The sequence below is a fragment of the Mycobacterium sp. genome (assembly GCF_052144515.1).
Classification (GTDB): Bacteria; Actinomycetota; Actinomycetes; order Mycobacteriales; family Mycobacteriaceae; genus Mycobacterium.
On record NZ_JBKQQD010000531.1, the window covers coordinates 1 to 3,905 of the forward strand.

The 3,905-nt window shown below is 64.9% G+C and carries 2 protein-coding genes; both read left to right on the forward strand.

Translation table 11 applies throughout. The annotated features are described in order from the left end of the window. A partial coding sequence (locus tag ACLP9N_RS36185) for an alpha/beta fold hydrolase (RefSeq protein ID WP_442411908.1) occupies positions 1–531 on the forward strand: 531 nt, incomplete at its 5' end. Positions 532–573: 42 nt separating this feature from the next. Further along, complete coding sequence (locus tag ACLP9N_RS36190; RefSeq protein ID WP_442411909.1) at positions 574–3,477, forward strand: arylsulfatase; 2,904 nt, start codon at positions 574–576, stop codon at positions 3,475–3,477. Positions 3,478–3,905 lie beyond the last annotated feature (428 nt).

Below are 3,905 nucleotides of genomic sequence, written 5' to 3' on the forward strand. Positions count from 1 at the left end.
ATCATCGCCGATTCCAGAGCTCGCTACCTGCGGCTGGTCATGAAGTGGGTGGGCGCGGGATATATGGTGCCGGAAAAGGACTTCCGGCTATATGCAAGCGTGCTGCGCGATCGCGAGCACGCGATAGCCTGTTCGCGTTGGTACCGCACATTCCTCAGTCGGGAGTTCCTGCGATGGCTGCGCAGCGAATTCGCCGACGAACGCGTTAAGGTCCCGGTGCGCTGGCTGCACGGTACCGCAGATCCCGTGCTCACACCTACGCTGCTGCGAGAATTTGACAGGCGAGTCGAGGACTTCAACATCGAACTGGTGCCCGGCGTAGGGCATTGGATCGCCGAACAGCAGCCGGAATTGGTCTTGGCCAGGCTTCGCGCTTTCCTGCGCGGGCCCCGTCTGACACCACTACGAATGCGGAGGCCGCCAGCCAGGACCGCCGTTCGGTCGTCTCGACGCGGCCGGCGAATCCGTTCGGAGGCTTGGGACCTTCGGCTCTATATGGCGAGTCGACACCGGGGACAGGCTTCGACATAGCTTTTGCTCTGTAAGCCCGCGGCAACGAAACGGAGAGCCTCTATGAGTAAAGACGATGCGCTGGTGCTGGTGGCGGCCTATCCGGAGCTCGATTCTGCTCGCCGGGACTTCGATGCGCTGGCCGAACGGGTCAAGACCAAGGACTTCGCGCTTCGGGGGGCGGTGCTCGTGGCGAAGGACGTCGAGGGTAAAGCCACGGTGATCGACACGGGCAACCACCTGGGCCGCAAGGGCGCTGGCTGGGGGGCAGGTGTTGGTGTCGCGGTGGGTCTGTTCGCACCGGCGTTGCTGGCCTCGGTGGCGGTCGGCGCGGCCGCGGGCGCGCTGGCCGGCACATTCGCCGATCACCGACTCAAGAGCGGTCTGCACGACAAGATCGCGCAAGCGCTGGCCGCCGGTACCGGGGTGATCATCGCGGTATTGCCGCGGGACAGCCGGCTTCGGGTCGAGCAGGTGCTGGCTGGGTCGCCGATGAAATCGGTTGTGGAGTTGGAGCATTCGACGCTGCGGGGAATGGAGGCGGCGTTGGCCGAGGCGATGGGCAAATTTGATCCCGACCGTACCCGGCTGCCGCTGCCGGACCACGACTTCGGCGGCACGATGGGGCGCACGCTGGATCAGTCCGTGGGCGACTGGACGATCGTGCCGGGCCCTAAGGCGCCGGATGGGGCGCCCAACGTGCTGATCGTGCTGATCGACGACGCGGGGTTCGGGGGTCCTGACACGTTCGGAGGTGCGATCCGTACCCCGAACCTGACGCGGGTACAGCGGCAGGGGTTGACCTATAACCGGTTTCACGTCACGGCGGTGTGCTCGCCTACGAGGGCGGCGCTGCTGACCGGGCGCAACCATCATCGGGTCGGGTTTGGTTCCGTCGCCGAGTATCCGGGCCCGTTCCCCGGCTACTCTTCGGTCAAGCCGCGCAGCTGCGCGGCGTTGCCCCGTATTCTGCGCGACAACGGTTATGTCACCGGCGGTTTCGGCAAGTGGCACCTCACCCCCGACGGCGTCCAGGGCGCGGCAGGGCCGTTCGACAATTGGCCGCTGGGGTGGGGATTCGACCACTATTGGGGTTTTCTGTCCGGCGCCGCCGGCCAGTACGACCCGATCATCACCCAGGACAATGCCGTCATCGGTGTGCCCGAAGGTGGAGACGGGAAGACGTATTACTTCCCTGACGACTTGACGGATAAGGCGGTGGAGTGGCTGCATGCGGTGCGCGCCCAGGACGCCCAGAAGCCGTGGATGATGTACTACTCCACCGGCTGCAGCCATGCCCCGCACCATGTGGCCAAGGAATGGGCCGACAAATATCAGGGCCAGTTCGACGACGGCTGGGATGCCTACCGGGCAAAGACGCTGGAACGGCAGAAGAAACTTGGGATGGTCCCGCAGGACACCGAAATGACCGATCGCCCGGAGCTTTTCCCGGCGTGGGACGGCTTGTCCGACGCGCAGAAAAAGCTTTACGTGCGGCAGATGGAGGTGTTCGCGGGTTTTTCGGAGAATGCGGACTGGAACGTTGGGCGGCTCCTTGACGCGATCGACGACCTGGGTGACCTCGACGACACGCTGATCTTCTACATCTGGGGTGATAACGGCGCCAGCATGGAAGGGACGATCACCGGCTCATTCAACGAGATGACCTTCCTCAACGGTGTGGCTCTTGATGCCGACCACCAGCTGGCGCTCATCGAAACCTACGGCGGTATCGAAGAACTCGGCGGCGATCACACCGCGCCGCATTTCGCCGCTGCCTGGGCGCATGCGAACAACACCCCGTTCCAGTGGGGCAAGCAGATGGCCAGCCACCTCGGCGGGGCACGCGACCCGATGGTGGTGGCCTGGCCGAGCAGGATCCGGCCCGACACGCAGGTCCGCACGCAGTTCACCCACTGCATCGACATCGCCCCCACCGTGCTGGAAGCCGCCGGGCTACCGGAAGCCACCAGTGTGGACGGCGTCGACCAGGAACCCATGGACGGCACCAGCTTTCTGGACACTTTCGAGCACGCCGGCGCCGAGGAGCGCCATACCGTGCAGTACTTCGAGATGGTCGGAAGTCGCGCCATCTACCAGGAGGGCTGGTGGGCGTGCGCGCGGCTGGACAAGGCGCCGTGGGATTTCACACCGGAGACCATGAACCGGTTCGCGCCCGGGGTGTACGACCCGGACAAGGACGTCTGGGAGCTGTACTACCTGCCCGACGACTTTTCCCAGGCGAAGAACTTGGCGGCTGACCAACCCCAGAAACTGGCCGAACTCAAGGAGCTGTTCTGGCAGGAGGCCGAACGCAACCGGGTCCTGCCGCTGCTGGGCGGGATGGCCGTGTTCTTCGACATGCTGCCACCCATGCCGACGACGACCCGGTTCACGTTCAAAGGGGGCGTGCAAAACATTCAGCGCGGCATGATTCCCCGCATCCTCGGCCGCTCCTACGCGATCGAGGCGCACCTCGATGTTCCCGACGGTGGCGCCCAAGGGGTGATCGTGGCCAACGCCGACTTCATCGGGGGCTTCGCGTTGTGGGTCGACGAGCAAAACCTGCTGCATCACAGCTACTCCTTCCTGGGTGTGGAGACCTACAAACAGGTGTCCACCCAGCCAATCCCGACCGGCGACATCACGGTGAAGATGCTGTTCGAGATCGACAAGCCCACCCCCGGCTCCGGAGGTCACGTAACGCTGTGGGCCGGAGACGAATTAATCGGTGAGGGCGACATGGCCCGCACCGTGCCCGTCGCGTTTTCGTCCTACGCCGGAATGGACGTCGGCCGCGACAACGGGCTCGTCGTCGACCGTGACTACGAGCCCAAGGCCCCCTATGCGTTCACCGGAACGGTGAAAGAGGTGGTGTTCGACCTCAAGCCCACCCACACCGAGGCCGAGCAGGCCCTGCACGCCCACGCCGCGATCCATGCCGTTGGACAGGGTGCCGCCGGTTGACCGCGCCGGCCCGCGACGACAGCAATTCCCTTCGCCCGCAACTGGTCTGGACAGGGCAGCCTTCGTCGAACGGATCCGCGCGACCCACGACCACCGTCGGCGGGATCTGGCCTCGCTCTCAAGCCGGGATCCTCGAACGCCCCTCGTGGATGCCGACAAGGCGCGGCGGCTCGACACCAGCGCCCACAGCATCGTTCGCTCGTGGGGGTTGCTGCTGCCGGTGCTTACCTGAGCTCGGGAAGCGACATGCCGGTTCCGCTCTGCCCATCGATGTTTGACCGTAATGTCACCAAAAAGGTGAAGAGGAGTTGCCAATCATGACTACACCAGGGTCGCCCGCGGACGACTTCGGCGGCTCCAGCCACGTCATCGACGGGGTCGGCGTGTTCTGTGTGGACACCGCCCCAGCCGCAAGTGCCCGCCCAACC

Coding starts and splice junctions, on each gene's coding strand:
- ACLP9N_RS36190 (WP_442411909.1), top strand. CDS start 574: ATGAGTAAAGACGATGCGCTGGTGCTGGTGGCGGCCTATCCGGAGCTC.